Genomic DNA, 22,325 nt, shown 5'->3' on the forward strand with positions numbered 1-22,325 from the left:
CGCCGCTACCGAGACGGTAGATGCTCGCCACCGGCCGGAACCGGCGAGGAAGGTTTCGTGCGCGCACTCCGAAGCAGGCCGGAGCCTGTGGAGGAGGGTCGAGCCAGCCCGCCGGCGGGTCAGGCCGGAGGGCCCGCGATGACGATGGGGCTCGTGGCCGCCGACGGGGCGAGCGGCAGGATGACGCGGAACGTCGCGCCGCCGCCGGGGGTCTCGGTCACGTCGACCGTGCCACCGTGCGCCGCGACGATGGAGGCGACGATGGCCAGTCCGAGGCCGCTGCCGCCCGTCTCGCGCGTTCGCGAGCTGTCGGCACGCCAGAAACGCTGGAAGATCTTCTCGCGGATCTGTGGCGGGATGCCCTCGCCGTGGTCGACGATGGCGATGCTGGCGGTCCCTGCGCGGGCGTCCGTGCCGACCGCGAGCTCGATCGGGCTGTCGGCGGGCGTGAAGCGCAGGGCGTTTCCGATGAGGTTCGTGACGACCTGCCGGATCTTGTTCTCCTCGCCGAGGACGATCGGCGGCACGGCCAGGGTCAGTGGTTCGGCGATGGGCTTCGTGTCGGGCGTGGTGGCGTCGCCGGACGGCTTCGGCCGACGCCGGAAGCGGTTGAACGTCGCGCCGAAGATCGGCCCGGTCGAGTTCGTCTGGGCTGGTGCGTCGGCAGTGGCCGGGGACTCGCCGGTGGTCTCGGAGGCATCGTCGTCGACGGCTCGCGCCATGCGTTCGTCGCGGACCACCTGGACCGTGCGCCCGGGGGCCTGGGCGGTGGTGTCGAGCGCGGCGTCGCGCGCGATCGGGAGCAGGTCGACGGGGGCGACATTCAGTGGTCGCGTCTCATCGAGGCGGGCGAGCTGGAGGAGGTCCTCGACGAGCGCACCCATGCGGATGGCCTCCTTCTCGATGCGCTCCATGGCCTGTGCCACGTCCTGCGGCGTCTGGAGGGCACCCATCCGGTAGAGCTCGGCGTAGCCGCGCACGGAGACGAGCGGGGTGCGGAGCTCGTGGCTCGCATCCCCGACGAAGTTGCGCATCTGCTCGATGGTCTTCCCGCGATCCGAGTACGCGCGGTCGATGCGAGCCAGCATCGTGTTGAGTGATCGGCTGAGTCGCCCCACCTCGGTGTTCGGTGTCGAGCCGGCGAGTCGCTGGCTGAAGTCGCCGTCGGCGAACGCGGCGGCCGTCCGTTCCACCTGGCGGAGCGGTTCGAACGTGCCGGTCACCAGCCACCGGGTGAGGAGCGCTCCGACCACGATGATGAGCACGCCGAGGACGAAGAAGATCGTGAGGTAGGTCGCGATGGTGTTGTCGGTGCCCTGCATCGAGATGGCGACCCATGCCGCTCCCGTGCGGAACCCGTCGAGGGTGACCGGGACGGAGACCGCGTGGTACACGATCGTGCCACTCGCGTTGGTGGTCGTGTAGATCTGGGTCCCGCTCGCGGCGACGTCGTTCGCGCTGAGGTGCGCCGGGTGTTCGGGAGCGATGCTGTCGTCCCACCCGGACGAGGCGCGGAGTTCGCCGTTCGTGTCGTACACGGCGACGAACAGCGTCGAGGGGGCGTCGAGCTGGAGTTGTCCGTCCTCGGAGATCTCACCGACGATCTTGCCCTTGGCGGCAGTGACCAGACTGTCGTTCGCCTGCTGGGTGAGGACCTCTTTGAGGAGCGGGGTCGTCCCCATGCCCGCGACGAGCAGGCCGAAGGCGAGGACGAGCACCGTCACCCCGGTGATCTTCGTCCGGAGTGAGACGCTGCTCCACCAGGTGGACAGGGAATCGGCCATCGGGTGGGGGCTACGCCTTTCCGGCCTTGAGCATGTAGCCGAATCCGCGCTTGGTCTGGATGAGCGGCTCGCTGGAGAACTGGTCGAGCTTCCTGCGCAGGTAGGAGATGTAGCTCTCGACGATGCCGGCGTCGCCGTTGAAGTCGTACTCCCAGACGTGGTCGAGGATCTGGGCCTTCGACAGGACACGGTTCGGGTTGAGCATGAGGTAGCGGAGGAGCTTGAACTCGGTCGGGCTGAGGTCGATCGGGGTATCGCCGACGAGGACCTCGTGGGTGTCCTGGTCCATCGTCAGCTCGCCGGTGCGGATCACTGCATCCTCGTCGGCCTGCATGGTCCGGCGAAGGATGGCCTTGATGCGTGCCACGATCTCGTCGAGGCTGAACGGCTTGGTGACGTAGTCGTCGCCGCCGACCGTGAGGCCCGTGATCTTGTCCTCGGTGTCGTCCTTCGCGGTGAGGAAGAGGATGGGCGCCGTGTAGCCGGCGCTGCGGAGGCGCTTGGTGACGCCGAAGCCGTTCATGTCCGGCAGCATCACGTCGAGGATGATGAGGTCGGGCTCCTCCTCGAGGACCGCTGAGATGGCGGCTGCGCCGTTGCCCACGGCACGGACGGCGAAGCCGGCGAATCGCAGGCTGGTGGTGAGGAGGTCGCGGATGTTCGGTTCGTCGTCGACGATGAGGATGCGGGGTCCGGTCATGACACCATTATCTGCACGTTTCTTGAGACTTTTCTGAGAGCCTGTTTCACGCGGTCTGCAGGGCGTGGGCGTCGAGGATCGTGTAGCTGTAGCCCTGTTCGGCGAGGAAGCGTTGGCGGTTCTGCGCGAACTCCTGATCGACCGTGTCGCGCGACACCAGCGTGTAGAAGCTCGCGGTGAGTCCCGTGGACTTCGGGCGCAACAGGCGGCCGAGACGCTGCGCCTCCTCCTGTCGTGAACCGAACGATCCCGACACCTGGATGGCGACGGTCGCTTCGGGCAGGTCGACCGAGAAGTTCGCGACCTTCGAGACGACGAGCACCTGCTCGGTGCCGTCGCGGAAGGCCTGATAGAGCCGTTCGCGCTCGTCGACCGGCGTTGCGCCCGTCAACTGCGGGGCACCGAGCGTCTCTGCCAGCTCCTCGATCTGATCGAGGTACTGCCCGATGACGAGGATCTGCTCGCCACGGTGCCGTTCGACGAGCTGCCGGACGACGTCGAGCTTCGCCGGGGCGGTCGCCGCGAGGCGGTATCGCTCGTCGTCGGCGGATGCGGCGTAGGTGAGTCGGTCCGCCTGGGGCAGGTCGACGCGCACCTCGAAGCACGCGGCGGGGGAGATGAAGCCCTGCGCCTCGATCTCCTTCCACGGGGCGTCGAACCGCTTCGGGCCGATGAGCGAGAAGACGTCGCCCTCGCGGCCGTCCTCCCGGATGAGCGTCGCCGTCAGGCCGAGGCGACGCCGCGCCTGCAGCTCGGCGGTGAGCTTGAAGACGGGTGCCGGGAGCAGGTGCACCTCGTCGTAGACCACGAGGCCCCAGTCCATGGCGTCGAGCAGCGCGAGGTGGGCGTACTCGCCCTTCCGCTTGGCCGTGAGGATCTGGTAGGTCGCGATCGTGACCGGCTTGACCTCCTTCACCTGCCCCGAGTACTCGCCGATCTCCTCGGCGGTGAGGGAGGTGCGCTTCAACAGCTCGTCGCGCCACTGCCGTGCCGACACCGTGTTCGTGACGAGGATCAGGGTGTTGGTGGACGCCGTCGCCATCGCCCCGGCGCCGACCAGGGTCTTGCCCGCACCACAGGGGAGCACCACGACGCCGGAACCGCCGGAGAAGAAGTTGTCGACCGCCTGCTGCTGATAGTCGCGGAGGTGCCAGCCGTCCTCGACCAGGTCGATCTGGTGCGGCGTGCCGGCGGTGTACCCGGCGAGGTCCTCGGCGGGCCAGCCCAGCTTCACGAGTTCCTGCTTGAGCGCACCGCGTGCCCACGGCTCGACGAGGAAGGTGTCCGGCGTCGGGTGCCCGATGAGGAGGGGCGCGATCCGCTTGGCGCCGGCCACCTCGGTCAGGATCGGGAGGTCCGTGGAGCGGAGGACGAGCTCGCCCTCCTCGGAGCGTTCGATCACGAGCCGGCCGTAGCGGTTGACGGTCTCGCGCATGTCGATCGTCACGGACGCGGGGATGGAGAACTTCGAGTACCGCTCCAGCGTCTCGATCATCTGGTCGGCATCGTGCCCGGCGGCCCGTGCGTTCCAGAGTCCGAGACGGGTGATCCGGTAGGTGTGGATGTGCTCCGGCGCGCGTTCGGGCTCGGCGAACACCGAGAGATCGTGGCGGGCGTCCTCGGCGAGCGGGTGGGCGACCTCGAGCAGCACGGTGCGGTCGCTTTGGACGATCAGTGGTCCATCAGACATAACGGTCGAGTCTACCGGCGGATCCGGTGCGCAACCCCCTGAGCGAGCGCTCAGCCGGCGATCCGGACCTCGGTGATCATCGCGAGCGGCAGGGTGCGTTCGACGTCGGCCGACCGGTCCAGACCGCGCAGGCGACCGCCGGCAAGGCTCACCGGTTCGATCGTGAACGTGGATCGGCGCTCGCCGTGCTGCAGCTGCACGGTGACCGGCGTGTGGTCGCGGACGGCGATCTCCAGTTGCTTGGCCAACCATGCGCTGCTCGTGTCGCCGCTGTCGTCGGCGCGGAGCCGCGACACCAGATCCGGTTCCGTCGAGGCGGCCGGAGCGGAGAGGTTGGTGCGCATGACCGGCTGCCGGCGGATCCGGAGCGGTGCGCCGCCGTCGTCCTCCGCGACCACCGGGTAGCGCGCGTCGTGGAGCGCCCAGTAGACCGTCGCCGCCTCGATCCGGCTGGTGAGCCGGTGCTCGTCGCTCGGACGGAGACCGAGGGCCACGAGGCTCTGGTCGACCGAGATCGCCGCGATCAGGCCGGCGTCCTCGGAGCGGATGTAGCTGCTGCGTCCAGGGTCGGCCGAGGCGTCGGCCGACGCGCGGATCGTCCCGACGCGGACGAGGCCGAATCGGGAAGCGGCCTCGGACACGAGGTACCGCAGGGGTTGAGGGACGCCGGTCAGGGAGATCGACTCGAGGTACGCGAGCAGGTCCTCGGCCGTGTCTCCGTCGGCGAGGGCCCGGGTGACGCTCGCGGTCGTGATGCGGTACCTCGACGCCTGAGCGCGCCCCTCCGGCTCCGCGAGGGCCCGGAGTCGCACGTCGAGTTCCGCCGTCGGGGGACCGAGCGCGATGACCGTCAGGTCGTCCTGGAGGACGACCTGCGACACCTCGGCGGGGAGCATGGACGCGAGCGTCGAGGCCGCGTCGGCCGCGTGGTCGTCGACGAGGAGTCGTCCGAATCCGCTGGTCGCGCCGTCGACGGTGATCCCGAGCAGCTCGGCGACCGCGTCGACCGCCCGCGTCGGCGCCACGACGGCATCCTCCGCCAACGGGTACCACCAGCTGAGCTCTTCGACCAGGTCGACGGAACCGCGCCGGTACGCCGTCAGGATGCGATCGCGGATCGTGGCCGGGATCGCGTCGCGCCAGGCTGTCGCGAGACGGAGCCAGCGTTCCGCGGTGGCCGACGCCAGCCAGGCCTCGCCGACCTCGCTCAGGCGGATGGCGGAGCCGATCGCGTCCGTGAGCCCGGCAGCCGACGCCACGGACAGGGCGAGCTCGATCTGGTCGGGCGTGCTCGCCGCCGCGGCTGCGAGCCGTTTGAGGTCCGGCATGGACGGGGCTCCACGGCCGAGCAGGCGTGCGGGCTCGCGGTCGAGTTCATGGAGGCTCTCGCCGACGATGCCGACCGCGCCGGCCGCTCGCTCGCTCGCGAGGGCGTCCGTGTCGGGCGAGGGGCGGGTCGCGTGGGACGTCGGCGCCGCCGCCGGAAGTCGGAGTTCTGCTCGGCCTGGTCTGCCGCTCGCCGTCCACTCCTCGAACACCGCGGCCACCGCGCTCACCGGCCTGATCGGACCGGCTCCGTCGTCCAGCACGAGGATGTCCCGCTCCAGCCGCTCCAGGGCGGCATCCACCTCCGACTGCTCGCGTCCGAGCGCGGTCGCGAGCGAGTGGCGCTCGGTCCCGTCCAGCGCGGCGGCGAGCACTGCAAGGGTGTCCCGGTCGAGCAGTGCCATCCGGCGGGCGACGCTCGCATCGTCCAACAGGGCCTCGGCGAAGTCGAAGAAGTCCGCGATGCGGGCTGAGGAGGCCCTGCGGTCGGGAGTCAGCCGGCGGAGCGCGTCGTCCGGGAGCTCCCGGAGGCGGCGCGCGATCGCGAAGGCCTCGCCCATGGTCGTCAGCGCGGCGACTGACCGCGGGACTCGCGGGACCGTCGTACGGCACCCACGATGATGAGCGTGATCAGCATCAGGAAGGCGATCGGGAGTCCGACGAGCGGCAGGATCGTCACGACCGGCCAGACGCCGACGGCGAAGTCGCCCTGCTCGAGGCCGGTGGCGGTGCCGACCATCACCGCGACGAATGCGGCGATCGACACGGCGACGATCGTCACGACCATGTAGGCCAGGATCCGTTCGGGCCGCGAGATGCTCGGCGTCTGCTCATCAGTCACGCTCCCAGGATAGAGGCACGCGGCTGCTGCACCGAATAGGCTGGGGGCCGAGGACCGATGGTCCTCTCGATCGCGCTTCCTGCGCGATCACCGCACGGCGCTGCATTTTCTGCGCACGACACACAGCGAGGTTCCCATGCCCACCGGCAAGGTCAAGTTCTACGACGAGGAGAAGGGCTTCGGCTTCATCAGCTCTGATGACGGCCAGGAGGTCTTCCTGCACGCTTCCGCACTGCCTGCGGGCACGGCCGGCGTGAAGCCGGGGACGCGGCTCGAGTTCGGCATCGCCGACGGCAAGCGCGGCGCCCAGGCGCTGTCCGTGCGCGTCCTCGAGGCTCCGCCCAGCCTCGTCAAGCTGAAGCGCAAGCCGGCCGACGACATGGCGATCATCGTCGAGGACCTCGTGAAGCTCCTCGACGGCATCGGCGGCGACCTGCGCCGCGGCAAGTACCCGAACAGCAGTCACAGCACGAAGATCGCTGCCGTGCTGCGCAAGGTCGCGGACGAGCTGGATGCCTGACGCCGATCAGGAGACGCCCGTCGAGGATCGCGACGTCACGGCCGAGACGGACACACGAGCCGAGTCGGACGAGCATCGCTCGGACGACGGCACCGATGGCGAGTCGACCCCGGCACCCGTGCCGGACGAGACCCTGATCGCCGCCGTGGAGCTCGCGCGCGAAGCGCTGCAGGAGATCACGCCCGCGAGCACGGTCGGTGAGCCGGCCGGGCACGTCGTGGTCGATGATCACGTCGTCTCGCTGCTGTTCGCGAACACCATGGCGGGCTACCCCGGATGGTTCTGGACGGTGACGCTCTCGCGGACCGCAGACGACGCTGCGCCGAACGTGCTCGAGACGGAGCTGATGCCCGGCGACGGCGCGTTGCTGGCTCCGCAGTGGGTGCCGTGGTCGGAACGCCTCGCGGACTACCGCGCCGCGCAGGAGGCAGCGGCTGCGGCTGCGGCTGACGACGCGCTCGACGACGCGGACGACTCCGACGAGTTCGACGACGACGATGTCGCGCTGTCCGGGGACCCCCGCGACCGCGACCGCGACGGCATCGAACTCGAGTACGACGAGGACGACGTCGATGCGGCGTCGGACGACTCGGATGACGACGACTCGGACGAGGACGAGGACGACTCGGACGAGGACGAGGACTCCGACGAGGACGACGACCGGTTCGAGGACGAGTAGCACTCGCACACCGCGAGACAGACGAACGGGCGGCCGAACCTCGAGAAGGTTCGACCGCCCGTTCGGCGTTCAGCGGGGGAGACGGATCAGAGCGCCCCGACGACGTGTTCGATGCTCGCGATGAGCTGACGGACGTCTGCGGGGTCGATCGCCGTGAAGGTCGCGACGCGCAGCTGGTTGCGGCCGAGCTTGCGGTAGGGCTCGGTGTCGACGATGCCGTTCGCCCGCAGGGTCTTCGCGACCAGCGCGGCGTCGATGGCGTCGTCGAAGTCGATCGTGACGACGACCTGCGAGCGGTGGTCGGGGTTCGTCACGAACGGCGTCGTGTAGGAGGTGCGCTCGGCCCACTCGTACAGGGCGCCGGAGGACTCGGCGGTCCGTGCCGATGCCCAGGCGAGGCCGCCGTTGCCGTTGATCCACGAGATCTGCTCCTCGAGGAGCACGAGCGTCGACAACGCGGGAGTGTTGAGCGTCTGCTCGAGTCGGGAGTTGTCGACCGCGTTCTTCAGGCTCAGGAACTCCGGGATGTAGCGGCCGCTCGCCGCGATCCGTTCGATGCGCTCGATCGCCGCGGGGGAGCAGAGCGCGAACCACAGGCCGCCGTCGGATGCGAAGTTCTTCTGCGGTGCGAAGTAGTAGACGTCCGCCTGGCTCGCGTCGAAGTCCACACCACCCGCGGCGCTCGTCGCGTCGATCACCGTGAGGGCGCCGGTGTCGCCGGACACGCGTCGCACCGGGGCCATGACGCCGGTCGAGGTCTCGTTGTGCGGCCAGGCGTACACGTCGACGCCCTCGACCACCTCAGGATCGATGCGGGATCCACCCGGCACCTCACGGACGTCCGGAGCGGTGAGCCACGGGGCGCCCGCCGCCTTGGCGAACTTGCCGCCGAACTCGCCGAAGACGAGGTGCTGGCTGCGCTGCTCGATGAGGCCGAAGGCGGCCGCGTCCCAGAACGCGGTCGAGCCGCCGTTGCCGACGATGATCTCGTAGCCCTCGGGGGCGCGGAACAAGTCGGCCAGGCCGGCGCGCACGCGGCCGACGAGCTGCTTGACGGGAGCCTGACGGTGGGAGGTGCCGAGGAGGGACAGGCCGGCCTCGGAGAGCGCTGCGATCTGCTCAGGTCGGATCTTGGAGGGGCCGCAGCCGAATCGACCATCGGCGGGCAGAAGGGACGTGGGAATCGTGATCTCCGGCATACGGCGATTCTAGAGGCGAGGGCCTGATGGCGTCGTGCCACGGCGCCCGGATGCGTCCACGCGGGGCGGAGTGGCTTGGCGCGGGAACGTCGCCGCCGCGCACTAGGCTTACCGGGAACGTGCAATCGGGCAGGGAGGGCGTCGATGACCGATTTGATTGACACCACAGAGATGTATCTCCGCACCATTCTGGAGCTCGAGGAGGAGAACATCATCCCGCTTCGTGCGCGGATCTCCGAGCGCCTCGGGCACTCCGGACCGACGGTCTCGCAGACGGTCGGTCGGATGGAGCGCGACGGACTCGTCGTCGTGTCGGGCGACCGGCACCTCGAGCTCACCGAACCGGGCCGACGCAAGGCGGTCCACGTCATGCGGAAGCACCGCCTGGCTGAGCGCCTCCTGAGCGACGTCATCGGGCTCGAGTGGGAGTTCGTCCACGAGGAAGCCTGTCGCTGGGAACACGTCATGAGTGAGCAGGTCGAGCGCAAGCTGCTCGACATGCTCAACCACCCCACCGAGTCGCCGTATGGCACCCCGATCCCCGGACTCGACGAGTTCGGCGACAGCCCCGCCGTCGCCTTCTCGCAGGGCGTCATCAACATCGTCGGCCTCGTCGAAGGACGCTCCGAGCCGGTCACGGCGACGGTCCGACGTCTCGGCGAACCGGCGCAGGTCGACCCCGAACTCCTCCTGCAGCTGAAGCAGGCCGGCGTCATGCCGGGTCGCTCGGGAACCTTCGCGGCAGCGGGCGGCTACGTGCTCGTCACCATCGACGGTGTCGAGGGCGGCCTCGAGCTGCCCAACGAGCTCGCGACGCACATCTTCGTGGAGACCCCTGCCGCGTGAGCATGAGACGTGTATGAGGATTCCCTCATGTGCCCGTTTTCCCGTGATCGAAACGTGACTTTCTGAGGGGTAACCCGTAGGCTGTCACTCGTCCTGAAGGCCATGATCTGGCCCCAGGAAGACGACCGAGGCACCCCCTAGCCCGTCCCTCGGCCACACGAACCGACATCAATCGTCGGATGGGGCTGCGCCATGCCGATCGCCACACCGCGATCGTCGTCGCTCATGCGGGGTGCCGGAGGAATCCACTTGACTGCAGCTGGCGAGAGCGGCCCCGAACAGGCCGAGACGACCCCGAACGTCCCCCTCACCCGGAAGCAGCTCCGAATCCAGGAGCAGGCCGCGAAGCAGGCGGAGCCGACCACCCCGTCCCAGTCGGCAACCGACGACGCGCTCGTCGCCGACGTCGCTCCGGACGCACCCGTCGAGCACCCCGAGATCATCCTCGACGATGCCGTGGTCGAGGAGGCCGACGCCGCCGTCACGACCGGCGAGGTCCGTCTCGACGAGCGGCCGCTGACGAAGCCCGCCGCGCCGGAGCCGACGACCCCCCAATCCTTCACCGTGACGTCCGCCACCGACACCTCGTTCGCGACCGTCGCTCCGCTCCGCACCGGCGCGGACCGCGTCGCCCGCAGCAAGCCCCCGGTCAAGCCGACCGCGTCGACGGTCGCCGTGCGCAAGCCGAAGCCGTCCGGAGCCCGACCCGGATCCGTCCGCGGCGTCGCCACCATGGCCTTCCTCGTGCCGGCACTGGTCGCCACCGTCGCCCTCCCGGCGTATGCGGCGAGCAGCAGCGCGCAGACCACGTACGGGACGTCCGCCTCGGAGCAGTTGAAGACCTCCGGCGCCCAGAGCGTCGTCGCTTCCGACAAGGTGGCCGACGCGCCGATCTCTCGCGATCTCTACAGTGCGACGACGCCGGACGAGCTCGCCGAGCGCCAGCGGCAGCTCGACGCCGCGGCAGCTGCCAGCAACGCCACCTACTCGATCACCGTCGGCGCACGCCAGGCCGGCGACGACTACCCCTGGTTCGACCAGGCGACCGACGACGAGGGCGGCGGGCTCTCGCCACTGCGCTACTACTACCGTGAGTGCGTGGACTTCGTCGCCTGGCGACTCAACCGCGACGCGGGCACGCCGAGCGGGAACTGGGCCTTCACCTGGGGCAACGGCCTGCCGCCGAGCAGTGCCTACGGCTGGGCGGACTCGTGGCAGTACAACAAGGGGACCAACGCCATCGCCGGCTCCGTCGCCTGGTTCAACTACAACCACGTCGCCTACGTGCAGTCGGTCAACGCCGACGGGACGGTCACCCTGGAGGAGTACAACTGGGGGTCCGCGCGTCACAGCTACAACACGCGCACCATCGCCGCGAGTGCCGTGGCGCTCTACCTCTACCCGCCGGGCGTCGGCTGATCCGACCCGCTCGACCTGGATCGCGTCCCTCCGTCGGAGGGACGCGATTCGTCGTCGATGCGGGGTCACCGTTCGCGACCATGCGGTGTCCGCCGGTCGAAGCCGAGGTGGCGCGGAGGGGAATTCTCCTGCAACGTGCGGAAATCCGGTCGGTGTGGGTTAATCTGGTGCTCTGCAACTCGGAGAGGTTCAGGAGCTGATGCACGCTATACGTCGCCACGTGGTCGCGAATGGTCGCGGCCTCTACGTGCTGCGGCATTCCAGCCAAGCGTGCCGCGGCTCCGCCGTGGGTCAAGAGGGTGCTGTCGTCATGACAGTGCCCTTTTTTGTTCCCCGGAGACGACTCGATCCGGCGCGTCACGGACGCTGCAGGTGGTGATCGTCGACCGGTCACGGCAGCCGTCGTGGCCCTTCGGAAGGGAACGTGCATGCGCACACTGGTGTTGAACGCGGGCTACGAGCCGCTCGCGATCGTCTCGTTCAAGCGGGCCCTCGTGCTCGTGATGCATCACAAGGCGACCGTCGTCGAGATCGACTCCTCGCATCCCGTGGTGGCGACGAGCGGATCGTTCGATCGGCCGTCGGTCATCCTGCTCACCAGATACGTCCGGATCCCGAACGCCCGCCGGGTGCCCGTGACCCGCCGCGGGGTGCTGCGCCGCGACGGCCACCGCTGCGCCTACTGCGGGAAGGCGGCGACGACGATCGACCACGTGCAGCCGCGCTCGCGCGGGGGTGTGGACAGCTGGGAGAACCTCGTGGCCTGCTGCCTGCGCTGCAACAACGTGAAGGGCGACCGTACGCCGATGGAGATGAACTGGAGCCTCCGGGTCTCACCGGGGACGCCGCACGGCTCGCAGTGGATGGTGCGGGGCGTCGAGCGCTCGGAGCCCGACTGGGAGCAGTACCTGGCGCCCGCCGCCTGAGCGACCGGCTAAACTCGTCGGGTCAGCCTCTGTAGCTCAATGGAAGAGCAGTTCCGTCCTAAGGAAAGGGTTGGGGGTTCGAGTCCCTCCAGGGGCACTGTCGGAGGTACGGTCGTCCAGGCGAGCACGGCTTCGCCTGTCGGGTAGGGCTGCGAGCACGCCGTAGGCTCGAAGCATGACGCACGACCTCCACCGCCAACTCGAACGCGACGCCATCACCCTTCGTCAGCTGCGGTCGGCCGTGGTCGTCGCGGATGCTCGGACGCTCGGTGCCGCGGCGAACCTGCTCGGGGTCGCACAGCCGAGTCTCGCGCAGCAGCTGCGGCGGCTCGAGGCCGCGCTCGGGGTCGAGCTGTTCAGCGTCCTGGGGGAGGAGTACCGCCCGACGCGTGAGGGGCAGCGCTTCCTGTTGAAGGTCCGCACCTTCATCGACGTCGTCGCCGACATGGATCCCGCGTCACCGGCTCGGCACATCCGGGTCGGCCGTCCGCCGACGACGTGGGACGCGGTCGTCTCCGAGGCCGGTCGCCGCATCGACGTCCCGGCGGTCGCCGTCGCGATCGAACCGGTCGAGCAGCTGCACCTCGTCACCACCGGTCGTCTCGACGCCACCATCGTGCGTCTGCCGATGGAGCTGCCGGACGAGCTCGCCGCAGAGGAGATCGCTGCGCTGCCGCTCGGCGTCGTCATGCGCGCCGCGCACCCGCTGTCGGCGAAGGACGTCATCGAGTGGTCCGATCTCGCCGACCAGGAGCTGCTCCGTCCCGAGCCCGGCAAGGACCCGGCGTACTCGGCCTGGTTGGCCGGCGCGCTCGCGGCGCGCGGCTGGTACCCGCGCTCGCTGACGATCGACGCGGGGAACGACACCCTGTTCCTCGACGCCCTGCGCTTCGGTGAGCGACTCGTCGCCCTCCGTCCGGTAGCTGCGATGCGGGAGGACGACGGCCTGTGCTGGCGACCGTTCGCCGACGCACCTGAGCTCCGCGAACGGTTCGCCCTGGTCACCCGACGCGAGTGAGTCCGCTCGGTCGCGGTCGGTGATGACACCCTCGATGCGCCCTTTTGCGACCCGACCGGGATCTTCTCGCGATCAAGTCGGTCGACTTGTTCCGAATTTCTGCCGCGTTCGACACCGTCTTCTCAGCTCGGAGTGGGTACGCTTATCCCTGAATCGGGGGATGACAGAAGCAGGAAACGCACATGCCCGAACGACGACCACAGCAGCAACGAGGTCATGAACGACGCCAGACCGTCGTCGAAGGTGCCGCCCGCATGTTCGACCGGGTCGGCTACGGACAGGCGAGCCTGTCGGACATCGCCCGCGAGGCGGGGACGACGCAGGGCTCGCTCTACTTCTACTTCCCCTCGAAAGAGGAACTGGCGATCGCCGTCATCAACGAGCAGAGCACGCGCTCGATCGCTGCGTTGACCGCGCCGACCACCGCGCCCTCGCCGTTCGGTGGGCTGGTCCAGGCCTCCCGCCTCATCACCGAGCAACTGCTCACCGACCCCATCACGCGCGCCGGCCTGCGGCTGTCCCTCGAGCAGGGCGTCATCCAGGCTCCGACGACCGCGTTCCACGAGCAGTGGATAGCGAGCGTCGAGGAGCGGGTGCAGGCCTCGATCGAGCTCGGTGAGCTGCAGTCTCCGCTCGAGCCGGCGGAACTGGCGAGGTCCTTCGTCGCGTTCTTCACCGGGACGCAGCTCATCTCGAACCTGCTGGCCGGCCGGACCGACCTCCTCAACGCGGTCGACACCATGTGGCGGATCCTCATCGCAGCGGTCATCGTCGCGGATCGCCAGGCCGAGGTGCTCGCCGTCCTCGACGCCGCCTTCGACGCGCAGGACGCCTGAGCGGTCGGGTGCACGTTAGGGGGTAGCCCTGACGCATGCGCCGTGAGGTCACCCTAAACTGAATCGGGTGATTAACTCACTTTGCTGATCGTCGTGCGACGACGGATGGATCACGGCGTGCGGGGGCATTCCGCGTTCCATCGGTGAAGAGTTGGTTCACGTGCCGGGCTGGGCGATGTCGTGGGGGGATCGCCCAGCCGACGGCGTGTGGACGCCTCAGCGGCCGACGCCTGGCGGCGCGTACCGGTGCTCTGGACGCCCGGCGGTCCCGTACCGCAGCTGCGTCGTCAGGAGCCCTCGGGCGGCCAGCGCGGAGAGATACCGTTGCGCCGTCGCGCGTGAGACGCCGACCAGCTCGGCCACTTCGGCGGCCGAGCGCTCTCCGTCCGCCTCCGACACCGCTTCGAGGACTGCTGTCTCCGTCGCGGATCTCGACCGGGTCGTCGCCCCGGCGTCGCCGGAGTGCAGGATGCGCAGGGCGCGCTCGATCCTCTCCTGGTCGGCGTTCACCGCCTCGTCGAGGACGTTGCGGAAGCGGGCGTAGGCGGCGAGCCGGTCATGGAGCACCTGCGGCGCGAACGGCTTCACCAGATACCCGAGGGCTCCCGCACGAAGCGCTCTGCGCACGGACGCACCGTCCGACGCTGCGGAGACGACGATGGTGTCGATCGGGAGGTCCACGAGGAGCTCGAGCCCGTTCCGATCGGGAAGGTAGCCGTCGAGGAGCACGAGGTCGGGCGGCTCGGCGGCGATGCTCCGTGCGGCCTCGGCAGCAGACCCGACAGGACTGAGCGCCCGGAACCCGTCGACCTCGTCGACGATCCGGCAGTGCAGGCGGGCGACGTGGAAGTCGTCGTCGACGACCAGCACGGTGAGATCGGCCGCCATCATCCGTCTCCCGCCATGGACGGCGCCGGTACGACCGTCCCGGGGAGCCGCGCGCAGAAGACCGCTCCGTGTTCGCCGCGGACGCCGGGAGACGCCAACCAGACGTCCCCTCCTCGACGACGGGCGATGTCGCGTGAGAGGGGCAGACCGAACCCGTGGCCGTGGACGTCGTCCAGATCGCCGTGGTCGCTGGTCGGGGAGGCGGGTGGAGCGTCGTCCTGGCCGGTCGCCACGACGCCGTCGCCCGAGTCCATCACGGAGCAGTGCAGCTCGGTGCCGTGGTCGAGGACCTCGACCTCCACCCAGGCCGGTCGGACCCGGCCCGCGACGGCCGCGTTCACCGCATTGTCGAGCAGGTTGCCGAGGACGGTGGTCACGTCCTCAGGATCGCACAGGGAGCCGGTGACGAGGGTCTCGGAGCCGATGGTCACGAGCACCCCGCGTTCCGCAGCTTCGACGCCCTTCGCGCCGAGGAAGGCCTGGAGGTAGGGCTCGGTGAGTCGGTCCGCGTGTTGCACCGGGTACTTCAGCGGTCCATGGTCGAGCACGTTGGCGAGATAGTCGCGGGCCTCGGCGTCCTGCCCGGTCTCGAGGAGTCCGGAGATCGCGTGCAACCGGTTCGCGAACTCGTGCCGCTGCGCGCGGAGGGCGGTCGTCATCGTCGCGACCGCGTCGAGCCGCCGGGTGAGCGCCTCGACGTCGGTACGGTCGCGGACGACGACCACCCGCCCGAGGTCGACGCCGTCCCGGGACACGGGCCGGACGTCGACGAACAGGACGCGGGACCCGACGACGAGCTGGGCCGAGGTCGGCGATGCGGCGTCGTCCACGACGAGGTCCACCAGTGGATCGGGCAGGTCGAGGTCGTCGAACCGGCGCCCGACGACCGACCCGATGTCGAGGAGCCTGGCCGCCTGATCGGTGCACACCGTCACGACGCCGTCCGGCGAGACACCGAGGACGCCTTCGCCGACCCCGCCGAGGACCGCAGCCTGGTTCTGCACGAGCGCGGCGAGTTCCTCCGGTCCGAGGCCGAGGGTCAGCCGCCGCAGCCGGCGCCGGATGAGCATCGAAGCGACCAGACCGATCGTCAGCGCGAGGAGCGCTGCGCCCGCGACCAGCATGGTCTCGCCCACGACGTCGGCGAACACGCGCTGCGGGGCGAACCCGACGCTGATCTCGCCGACGACCTCGCCGGCGCCGGACGAGACCACGGCCCCACCGGTGTCGGAGGACTCGGCGGCGAAGACGGGCACCTTGGCGCGCGCAGACGGGCCGAGGGTGCCGGTCTCCCACGAGACCGACTCCGTACCGGCCAAGGCCGCTTCCGCGCTGGTGCTCACCCGGAGCCCGAGCTGGTCGGGGTCGGGGTGCGCCAGACGGATCCCGCGCTCGTCGGTGATGACCACGAAGAGCGCCCCGGTCCGTGCGCCGACCTCACGGCCGAGCTCCTGCAGGGGGCCGGTCCGGAGGTCGGCCGCCGTCGGCGTCCCCGGGGTACGTGCCTCGAGCGTCACGGCGGTGCGGACGTCGGGATCGCTCGCGACACTCTGGGCGATCGCGAGGGCGGTGGACTGGGCCTCCTGCACGAGGCGCTCGCTGCTCATCCAGGCGAACACGCCCGTGCACACGGCGACGACCGCGATGACGACGACCAGCTGCAGCACGAGCACCTGCGCCGCGAAGCTGGAGCGCCCGCCCCGTCGTCGACCTGGCCGCTCCGCTTCGTCGCCGATCATGGCTCCGATCGTACGTCGCCGGGGCGATGGGCGGCGTCGACCGCGTGATGAGCAGAATGCGCAGAAGGTGGTGTAACCCGCAGATCCGAGCCGAACGCCCACAAGCGAGACAGCTCCGTGCCGCTCCCGTACGGTTCCGGGAACGCCCGCCGCGCTCGGTCCATCGCCCGTGTCGCCGCGCCGCGTCCCGTCGTGCACACCGCGGTGCACGCAGACGAAGGAGTCGACATGCTGGTCATTCTCGGATTCGCGATGATCCTCACCTTCATGGTGCTGATCATGACGAAGCGCCTCACCCCGATGGTGGCGCTCATCATCGTCCCCACGGTCTTCGGGCTGTTCGCCGGGGCCGGACTCGGGCTCGGCGACATGGTCATCGAGGCGATCGGCAGCCTCGCTCCGACCGCCGCCCTGTTGATGTTCGCGATCATGTACTTCGGGATCATGATCGACGTCGGGCTCTTCGACCCGCTCGTCCGGTTCATCGTCCGTGCGCTGGGCAATGACCCGGCGAAGATCGTCGTCGGTACGGCGCTCCTGGCGGGCGCGGTGTCACTCGACGGCGACGGGTCGACGACCTTCATCGTGACGACCGCCGCGATGCTGCCGATCTACCTGCGGCTCGGCATGAACCCGGTCGTCCTCACCTGCGTCGCCGGGCTCGCGAACGGCACGCTCAACATCGTCCCGTGGGGTGGGCCGACCGTTCGAGCCGCCTCGGCCCTGGGCGTCTCGCCGACCGAGATCTTCGTCCCGATGCTGCCGTCGCTCGCCGCCGGCCTCGTCCTCGTGTTCGCCTTCGCCTGGTTCCTGGGACTGGGGGAGCGCAAGCGCCTCGCGGGCGTCGACCTCCTCGGCGACGGCGCCTCCGGCGTCGCCGCACCGGGTTCGGGTTCCGGGCCCGCCGACCACCCGCTCACCGGCGGCATGTCGACGACCTTCTCGACCAGTGCCCGTGGGCGCCTCGCGACCCTCGTCCGCCCTGACGACACGGCCATGGCCGACACGATGCTCGACCCCGAGCGCGACACCCTGCGCCCGCGACTCATCTGGGTCAACCTCGTGCTCACGGTCGCGGTCATGACGCTGCTCGTGCTCGACCTCGTGCCGTTGCCCTACGTGTTCATGGTCGGCACCGCCATCGCCCTCCTGGTGAACTTCCCGCGGCTCGCGCAGCAGTCCAAGGAGATCGTCGCCCACGCCCCGAGCATCGTCGGCGTCGTCTCGATGGTGCTCGCGGCCGGTGTGCTGATCGGCGTCCTCAACGGGACCGGCATGGTCACCGCGATGGCCGATTGGATCGTCGACATCATCCCGACGGAGCTCGGTCCGTTCCTCGCGGTCATCACCGGGGTGCTCAGCATCCCGATGACGTTCTTCATGAGCAACGACGCGTTCTACTTCGGCATCCTGCCGGTGCTGGCCGAGAGCGCCTCGACCTTCGGCATCGAGCCGGTCGAGATGGCGCGGGCGTCGATCACCGGTCAGCCGGTCCACCTGCAGAGCCCGCTCGTGCCGGCCATCCTCCTGCTCGTCTCGCTCGCCAGCGTGAACCTCGGCGACCACCACAAGAAGGTCCTGTGGCGCGCCGCGATCGTCTCGCTCGTGATGCTCGTCGTCGGCGTGCTCGTGGGCACCATCCCGTTCGGCTGACACCGGCGGGCGCCGAGGCTCAACGCGTGGTCGTCCAGTCGAGGTTGACGATGTCGCCGATGTAGATGTCGAGTCCGAAGCCGGGGATCGACGGGTTCATGCGGAGCAACTGCTGCTGCGGCAGGTCGAAGCGCTGCGCGATGTCGAAGAACACGTCGCCGGCGACCACCGTGTAACTGATCGGATTGCCATCGGCGTCCGAGACGACCGGGCCGAGCGCACCGTCCCTCGGCCCGAGGTCGAACGCGGGGCCCTCCGGAATCGGTTCCGCCGGTTCCGCCGGCGCGTTCGGCACGATCGGCGCCGGTTCAGGAGGCAGCGCGTCGCGCGCAGTGGAGGTGGGCACCGGGGCGACCGAGGGCGACGGGTCCGGCTGCTGGGTGACGACGACCGTCACCGGAGGCGGGGCCGGCTCCGAGACGCAGCCGCTGAGGGCGAGGAGACCGACGACACCGATCGCGAGGGTCCGGACGTGCGACAGCGCACGTCGACGTCCGGTCGATTCCTTCGGCCCCACAACGCATCCCCCCAGGATGGACCGGGCCCTCAGCGCGGTCGGCGGGGCTCGGTCGAACCCTCAGCCTACGGCGAGGCGCCGCGAGTCCGAGCAGGGCTACCCCCGAAATCCCGAGCGCCGGAGGCCCTCCAGTAGGCTGCTGGAACGCGCATCGAAGGAGAGCCATGACGGAGCAGGACATCGACCGGACCGGAACGGGAACCCCAACGGCAGGCCCGTCCACCGGCTTGCGATGGGGCATCCTCGGCCCCGCCGGCGTCGCGAAGAGCTTCACCGCCGACCTCCGACGGCACGGCTTCGACGTCCGGGCCGTCGCCTCGCGATCCGCCGAGACCGCAGCCGCGTTCGCCGCCGAGTTCGACATCCCGAACGTCCACGTGGGGTACGAGGCGCTCGCCGCCGACCCCGAGGTCGACGTGATCTACATCGCGACCCCGCACCCGTTCCACGCTGAGCAGGCGGTGCTGGCGCTCGACGCCGGGAAGCATGTCCTCATCGAGAAGCCCTTCACCCTCAACGCCGCCGAGGCGCAGGCGGTCGTGGCGCTCGCCGCGGAGCGCGGTCTGGTCGTCCTCGAGGCGATGTGGACCCGGTTCCTCCCGCACATGGTCCGGCTCCGCGAGCTGCTTGCCGACGGCGTCATCGGGCAGCCGCGCAGCCTCGTCGCCGATCACACTCAGCTGCTCTCGGACGACCCGGAGCACCGCATGAACAACCTCGAGCTGGGCGGCGGCGCGCTGCTCGACCTCGGCGTGTACCCGGTCTCCTTCGCGTCGTCCGTCTTCGGGACCCCGACGACGATCCAGGCCACGGCCGCGCTCCGCGACACGGGGGCGGACATGCAGGTCGCGACCCTCTTCGGCTACGCGGACGGCCAGGTGGCGAACACCCTGTCGGCGAGCAACACCGTCGGCCCGAACCGCGCGGCCATCGTCGGGACCGACGGCTGGATCGAGTTCGACCGCGTCTGGTACACGGCGACGACCTTCCGAGTGTTCGGCACCGACGGCGAGGTCGTCGAGACCTACCGTTCCGAGGTGGACGGCCGCGGCATGCACTTCCAGGCGTGGGAGCTCGAACGGCTCGCCTCCGAGGGCCGCCTCTCCGGTGACATCATGCCGCTCGCCGAGACGGTCGCGATCATGGAGACCCTCGATGAGGTCAGGCGCCAGATCGGCGTCCGGTACCCGGGCGAGTGACCCGAGGCATCTGAACACGCGGGTCGAGACCGCTCCGTCGTGCCCGAGCGCCCTCGTGCATCTCGATGGCGTCACTGTAGTGCCCGATCAGCGCGCTGCTGACGCTCTTCCAGCTGCGCGGCAGGACGCCTGCCCGAGCCGCGGCACCGAACGCCGCCCGCTTCACCTCGTCGCCCACGAGGTCCTGCACGAACCCGCGCAGCTGGTCGAGCCTGCCGGGTTCGTAGAGCCACCCGGTGCGGCTGGAGTCCACGAGGTCGACCGGCCCACCTCGACCGGTCGCGACGACGGGTACGCCAGAGGCCATCGCCTCCTGGATGGTCTGGCAGAAGGTCTCCGACTCGCCGGGGTGGACGAACACGTCCAGTCCCGCCATCGCGACCGCCAGGTCCTCGCCGCCCAGGAATCCGGTGAAGACCGCGTTCGGCAGCCGCTGTTCGAGTGAGGCACGCAGTGGCCCCTCGCCGACGATGACGAGCTTGACGCCCGGGAGCCCACCGAGCACCGCGAGGTCCTCGACCTGCTTCTCGGCCGCGAGCCGACCGACGTAGCCCACGATCCGTTCGCCGCCGGGAGCGACGGAACGACGCCAGGCTTCGCTGCGCCGCTCCGGTGAGAACCGCACGGCGTCGACGCCGCGCACCCACAGGCGGACCCGCGGGATGGCGTGCGCCTCCAGCTGAGCGATCGACTGCCGTGACGGCGCAAGCGTGAGCGTCGACCGGCCGTGGAGGCGCTCGACGTGCTGCCACAGCAACGCTTCGGCGACCGGGAACCCGTACCGTCCGGCGTAGGCCGGGATGTCGGTCTGGTACACGGCGACGGTCGGGACGCCCAAGCGCTCGGCGGCCTGGACACCGCGCCAGCCGAGGACGAACGGCGAGGCCAGGTGCACCACGTCGGGGCGGAAGCCGCGGAGGAGCTCGGTGATCCGGCCGACTCCGCCGGCGGCGACCCGCACGTTCCGGTAGCGGGGGAGCGGGATCGACGGGACGCCGTCCACCCGGAAGCCCTCGTGGAGCCGTGGCGTCAAGGCTCCGGCGCCGGGGGCGATGACGAGCACCTCGTCCCCTCGGTCCGCGAAGTGCTCCATGATGCGGAGCAGGGAGTGGGTGACGCCGTTCATCTGCGGCAGGAACGACTCGGTCACGATTGCGATCCTCACACCCATGATGCTCCGCGTCGTACGGGTCGCAGCGGTGCCCGGCGGGCGACGTGTCGGTGACCATCGGGTGACATCGCGGTGCCGCACGATGAGGCGCAGCCTGCTTTACTTATCGCATGAGTGCTGGTGGATTCGGAAGCGGCGGCGGGATCGCGTCGGAGCGGATCGAATCCTTCTCGTACACCCCGGCGCGGCGGCTGCGGCCGAACGCGAAGGTCCTGCCGGAGCACGCCCGTGGTCACAACCGGGCGCTCGTCCTCCAGACCCTCTTCGCCAGCGGTGCCATGAGTCGGGCCGACATCGCCCGCGCCACCGGCCTGACCCGGGTGAGCATCTCCGACCTCGTCGCCTCGCTCATCGCGGACAACCTCATCGTCGAGGTCGGCCTCCGCGAGACCTCTCGCCCGGGCAAGCCCGCCACGCTCATCGACATCAACCGCGACGAGTTCCAGATCGTCGGCCTCGACCTCTCCGACACCGAGGTGTTCAGAGGTGCTGTGCTGACCCTCGACGGCGAGGTCGTGACGATGCTCGAGGTACCGCTCGACGGCGCCACGGGGACGGACGCGATCGCGAAGGCCGTCGCGCTCGCCGCAGACCTCGTCGAGGAGGCGACGGTCGAGGTGCTGGGCATCGGGGTCGGTTCGCCCGGCGTCGTCGACATGACCGGCACGGTCCGCAGCGCCCCGAACCTCGGCTGGACCGACGTCGACCTCCAGGGGGCGATCGAGCAGGTCGCCCAGGTGCCGGTCCTCGTCGCGAACGACGCCAACGCCGCGGTGCTCGCAGAGTACAGCTTCGGCGGGGCGGACGGCGACCTCATGCTCGTGAGCGTCGGGAACGGCGTCGGGGCAGGGCTGCTCGTGGGCGGCCATCCGCTCTTCGGGAGCCGGTTCGCCGCCGGTGAGATCGGCCACGTGGTCGTCGGCACCGACGGCGGGCCGCTGTGCGCCTGCGGGAAGCGGGGGTGTCTCGAGGCCTGGCTGGCCGTGCCGCACCTGCGCGAGCTCCTCGCGGCGGCCGAGGCGAGCGATCTTCCCGCCGCGGAGGTCGAGCAGCGTCGCGAGGAGATCCTGCGCGCGGCAGGGGAGCGCCTCGGTGTCTCGCTCGCCGCGATCGTCGGTGCGCTGAACCTGTCGGAGATCGTGGTGAGCGGCCCGGAGGAGTTGCTCGCCGGCGTGCTCCTCGACGCGGCGATCGAGACCGTGCGGGCGCGCACGATGACCGAGTTCCACGGCGGCGTGCAGATCCGGATGAGCGAGCAGGGCGCCGACATCGTCCTGCGCGGCACCGCGGTGATGGTGCTCTCCGGCCTCCTCGGCGTCTCCTGACCCTCGGACGACGCGCGCGTCGCACATTTCCTCGGCGGACTCGGCGAAA

At 69.9% G+C, this 22,325-nt stretch carries 20 protein-coding genes and 1 tRNA gene; 11 read left to right on the top strand and 10 right to left on the bottom strand.

The features are described from left to right. Positions 1-119: 119 nt before the first annotated feature. Genes EAO79_RS10105 through EAO79_RS10125 form a run of 5 tightly spaced genes read right to left on the bottom strand, consistent with a single transcriptional unit; the run spans position 120 to position 6,341 of the window. A complete protein-coding gene (locus tag EAO79_RS10105; protein ID WP_124768893.1) occupies positions 120-1,784 on the bottom strand; it encodes a HAMP domain-containing sensor histidine kinase in 1,665 nt (554 codons plus the stop codon). Positions 1,785-1,794: 10 nt separating this feature from the next. Then, positions 1,795-2,484 carry a response regulator transcription factor gene (locus tag EAO79_RS10110; protein WP_056007716.1) on the bottom strand — a complete coding sequence of 230 codons (690 nt, stop codon included), beginning with the start codon at positions 2,482-2,484 and terminating at the stop codon, positions 1,795-1,797. A 46-nt stretch (positions 2,485-2,530) separates the two neighbouring features. Continuing rightward, a complete protein-coding gene (locus EAO79_RS10115; protein WP_124768894.1) occupies positions 2,531-4,174 on the bottom strand; it encodes a DNA repair helicase XPB in 1,644 nt (547 codons plus the stop codon). 50 nt (positions 4,175-4,224) lie between these two features. Beyond that, positions 4,225-6,060: a helicase-associated domain-containing protein gene (locus tag EAO79_RS10120; protein ID WP_124768895.1), complete on the bottom strand. Its 1,836-nt coding sequence runs from the start codon at positions 6,058-6,060 to the stop codon at positions 4,225-4,227. 5 nt (positions 6,061-6,065) lie between these two features. Next, a complete protein-coding gene (locus EAO79_RS10125; protein ID WP_124768896.1) occupies positions 6,066-6,341 on the bottom strand; it encodes a multidrug ABC transporter ATPase in 276 nt (91 codons plus the stop codon). A gap of 136 nt (positions 6,342-6,477) precedes the next feature. On the opposite strand from EAO79_RS10125, the gene EAO79_RS10130 reads away from it, so the two are divergent. Continuing rightward, positions 6,478-6,861, top strand: a complete 384-nt coding sequence (locus EAO79_RS10130; protein ID WP_079705376.1) for a cold-shock protein — start codon at positions 6,478-6,480, stop codon at positions 6,859-6,861. After that, a complete protein-coding gene (locus tag EAO79_RS10135) occupies positions 6,854-7,540 on the top strand; it encodes a DUF3027 domain-containing protein (RefSeq protein ID WP_124768897.1) in 687 nt (228 codons plus the stop codon). The genes EAO79_RS10130 and EAO79_RS10135 overlap by 8 nt, the downstream gene beginning before the upstream one ends. Positions 7,541-7,626: 86 nt before the next feature. On the opposite strand, the gene serC is transcribed toward EAO79_RS10135, so the two are convergent. Further along, positions 7,627-8,739 (bottom strand): phosphoserine transaminase, encoded by a 1,113-nt coding sequence (serC, locus tag EAO79_RS10140; protein WP_124768898.1) that lies wholly within the window; start codon positions 8,737-8,739, stop codon positions 7,627-7,629. A 144-nt stretch (positions 8,740-8,883) separates the two neighbouring features. Between serC and EAO79_RS10145 the strand changes: the two genes are divergently transcribed. The 6 genes from EAO79_RS10145 to EAO79_RS10170 all read left to right on the top strand — a co-directional run bounded on the left by EAO79_RS10145 (position 8,884) and on the right by EAO79_RS10170 (position 13,784). Continuing rightward, the gene (locus tag EAO79_RS10145) at positions 8,884-9,585 is read left to right on the top strand and encodes a metal-dependent transcriptional regulator (RefSeq protein WP_079705381.1); all 702 of its coding nucleotides are present in this window, start codon (positions 8,884-8,886) and stop codon (positions 9,583-9,585) included. 249 nt (positions 9,586-9,834) lie between these two features. After that, positions 9,835-11,004 carry a CHAP domain-containing protein gene (locus EAO79_RS10150; protein WP_124768899.1) on the top strand — a complete coding sequence of 390 codons (1,170 nt, stop codon included), beginning with the start codon at positions 9,835-9,837 and terminating at the stop codon, positions 11,002-11,004. Between the two features lie 428 nt (positions 11,005-11,432). Beyond that, entirely contained in the window at positions 11,433-11,930 is a 498-nt protein-coding gene (locus EAO79_RS10155) for an HNH endonuclease (protein ID WP_079001921.1), read from the top strand. A gap of 25 nt (positions 11,931-11,955) precedes the next feature. Next, positions 11,956-12,027 (top strand) — tRNA-Arg (locus EAO79_RS10160). Between the two features lie 78 nt (positions 12,028-12,105). Next, positions 12,106-12,948, top strand: coding sequence for a LysR family transcriptional regulator (locus EAO79_RS10165; protein ID WP_079705383.1), 843 nt, complete (start codon positions 12,106-12,108; stop codon positions 12,946-12,948). 182 nt (positions 12,949-13,130) lie between these two features. Beyond that, on the top strand, positions 13,131-13,784 hold the full coding sequence (locus EAO79_RS10170) for a ScbR family autoregulator-binding transcription factor (protein WP_079705384.1): 654 nt from the start codon (positions 13,131-13,133) through the stop codon (positions 13,782-13,784). Between the two features lie 216 nt (positions 13,785-14,000). Here the strand turns inward: EAO79_RS10170 and EAO79_RS10175 are convergent, their stop codons facing one another. Both EAO79_RS10175 and EAO79_RS10180 read right to left on the bottom strand, forming a co-directional pair. Beyond that, positions 14,001-14,672: a response regulator gene (locus EAO79_RS10175; protein WP_124768900.1), complete on the bottom strand. Its 672-nt coding sequence runs from the start codon at positions 14,670-14,672 to the stop codon at positions 14,001-14,003. After that, positions 14,672-16,411, bottom strand: a complete 1,740-nt coding sequence (locus EAO79_RS10180) for an ATP-binding protein (RefSeq protein WP_124768901.1) — start codon at positions 16,409-16,411, stop codon at positions 14,672-14,674. The genes EAO79_RS10175 and EAO79_RS10180 overlap by 1 nt, the downstream gene beginning before the upstream one ends. Positions 16,412-16,639: 228 nt before the next feature. Between EAO79_RS10180 and EAO79_RS10185 the strand changes: the two genes are divergently transcribed. Beyond that, complete coding sequence (locus EAO79_RS10185; RefSeq protein ID WP_124768902.1) at positions 16,640-18,064, top strand: CitMHS family transporter; 1,425 nt, start codon at positions 16,640-16,642, stop codon at positions 18,062-18,064. 19 nt (positions 18,065-18,083) lie between these two features. Here the strand turns inward: EAO79_RS10185 and EAO79_RS10190 are convergent, their stop codons facing one another. Beyond that, positions 18,084-18,581, bottom strand: coding sequence for a LysM peptidoglycan-binding domain-containing protein (locus EAO79_RS10190; RefSeq protein WP_159878082.1), 498 nt, complete (start codon positions 18,579-18,581; stop codon positions 18,084-18,086). A 164-nt stretch (positions 18,582-18,745) separates the two neighbouring features. On the opposite strand from EAO79_RS10190, the gene EAO79_RS10195 reads away from it, so the two are divergent. Beyond that, on the top strand, positions 18,746-19,780 hold the full coding sequence (locus tag EAO79_RS10195) for a Gfo/Idh/MocA family protein (protein WP_124768904.1): 1,035 nt from the start codon (positions 18,746-18,748) through the stop codon (positions 19,778-19,780). Here the strand turns inward: EAO79_RS10195 and EAO79_RS10200 are convergent. Further along, entirely contained in the window at positions 19,743-20,945 is a 1,203-nt protein-coding gene (locus EAO79_RS10200; RefSeq protein WP_124768905.1) for a glycosyltransferase family 1 protein, read from the bottom strand. The genes EAO79_RS10195 and EAO79_RS10200 overlap by 38 nt on opposite strands. Positions 20,946-21,061: 116 nt before the next feature. Here EAO79_RS10200 and EAO79_RS10205 point away from each other — a divergent pair, with 116 nt between their 5' ends. Further along, entirely contained in the window at positions 21,062-22,276 is a 1,215-nt protein-coding gene (locus EAO79_RS10205; RefSeq protein WP_124768906.1) for an ROK family transcriptional regulator, read from the top strand. Positions 22,277-22,325: the final 49 nt, after the last annotated feature.

This window comes from Plantibacter sp. PA-3-X8 (genome assembly GCF_003856975.1).
In the GTDB taxonomy this organism is placed as follows: Bacteria; Actinomycetota; Actinomycetes; order Actinomycetales; family Microbacteriaceae; genus Plantibacter; species Plantibacter auratus.

Excerpts from the sequence above, each read along its gene's own strand:
- EAO79_RS10105 (WP_124768893.1), bottom strand. The coding sequence starts at position 1,784 with ATGGCCGATTCCCTGTCCACCTGGTGGAGCAGCGTCTCACTCCGGACG.
- EAO79_RS10110 (WP_056007716.1), bottom strand. The coding sequence starts at position 2,484 with ATGACCGGACCCCGCATCCTCATCGTCGACGACGAACCGAACATCCGC.
- EAO79_RS10115 (WP_124768894.1), bottom strand. The coding sequence starts at position 4,174 with ATGTCTGATGGACCACTGATCGTCCAAAGCGACCGCACCGTGCTGCTC.
- EAO79_RS10120 (WP_124768895.1), bottom strand. The coding sequence starts at position 6,060 with ATGGGCGAGGCCTTCGCGATCGCGCGCCGCCTCCGGGAGCTCCCGGAC.
- EAO79_RS10130 (WP_079705376.1), top strand. The coding sequence starts at position 6,478 with ATGCCCACCGGCAAGGTCAAGTTCTACGACGAGGAGAAGGGCTTCGGC.
- EAO79_RS10135 (WP_124768897.1), top strand. The coding sequence starts at position 6,854 with ATGCCTGACGCCGATCAGGAGACGCCCGTCGAGGATCGCGACGTCACG.
- serC (WP_124768898.1), bottom strand. The coding sequence starts at position 8,739 with ATGCCGGAGATCACGATTCCCACGTCCCTTCTGCCCGCCGATGGTCGA.
- EAO79_RS10145 (WP_079705381.1), top strand. The coding sequence starts at position 8,884 with ATGACCGATTTGATTGACACCACAGAGATGTATCTCCGCACCATTCTG.
- EAO79_RS10155 (WP_079001921.1), top strand. The coding sequence starts at position 11,433 with ATGCGCACACTGGTGTTGAACGCGGGCTACGAGCCGCTCGCGATCGTC.
- EAO79_RS10165 (WP_079705383.1), top strand. The coding sequence starts at position 12,106 with ATGACGCACGACCTCCACCGCCAACTCGAACGCGACGCCATCACCCTT.
- EAO79_RS10170 (WP_079705384.1), top strand. The coding sequence starts at position 13,131 with ATGCCCGAACGACGACCACAGCAGCAACGAGGTCATGAACGACGCCAG.
- EAO79_RS10175 (WP_124768900.1), bottom strand. The coding sequence starts at position 14,672 with ATGGCGGCCGATCTCACCGTGCTGGTCGTCGACGACGACTTCCACGTC.
- EAO79_RS10180 (WP_124768901.1), bottom strand. The coding sequence starts at position 16,411 with ATGATCGGCGACGAAGCGGAGCGGCCAGGTCGACGACGGGGCGGGCGC.
- EAO79_RS10185 (WP_124768902.1), top strand. The coding sequence starts at position 16,640 with ATGCTGGTCATTCTCGGATTCGCGATGATCCTCACCTTCATGGTGCTG.
- EAO79_RS10195 (WP_124768904.1), top strand. The coding sequence starts at position 18,746 with ATGACGGAGCAGGACATCGACCGGACCGGAACGGGAACCCCAACGGCA.
- EAO79_RS10205 (WP_124768906.1), top strand. The coding sequence starts at position 21,062 with ATGAGTGCTGGTGGATTCGGAAGCGGCGGCGGGATCGCGTCGGAGCGG.